Origin of the sequence: Undibacterium sp. Ji49W, assembly GCF_049340205.1 — a bacterium.
Taxonomy (GTDB): domain Bacteria; phylum Pseudomonadota; class Gammaproteobacteria; order Burkholderiales; family Burkholderiaceae_D; genus Undibacterium.
Genome location: NZ_JBMPOW010000067.1, coordinates 1 through 318, shown reverse-complemented (window position 1 = coordinate 318; position 318 = coordinate 1). Strand labels below are relative to the sequence as shown.

Here is a 318-nt window from a genome sequence, read left to right as displayed (position 1 = left end):
TGGCACGGGCATCAGATGCCTGGCCAGACAGTTTGACCTGGTCGATGATTTTGGTGATGAGGATGTACCAGCTGCCCATGGACATGATGACCATGATGATCAGTGTGCCTTTGGCAACGAAGTCACCAGTTTTCCAGAGTGCGTCGAGACCGTATGGGTTTTCAACCATTTCTTTGGCTGGGGCGGCAGCCGCAGGAGCGCCAGCATCCGCTGGGGCAGGTGCTGGTGCAGCAGCGTCAGCGGCAGGGGCTGCAGCTGGTGCAGAAGCAGCAGCGGAGGCGGATTCCTGTGCGGATACAGGTGCGACGGCAACAGCGG

The 318-nt window shown here is 59.7% G+C and carries 1 pseudogene; it reads right to left on the bottom strand.

The window, feature by feature from the left end:
* A pseudogene (locus tag ACO0LK_RS27060) lies at positions 1-318 on the bottom strand (MotA/TolQ/ExbB proton channel family protein); the annotation flags it as partial.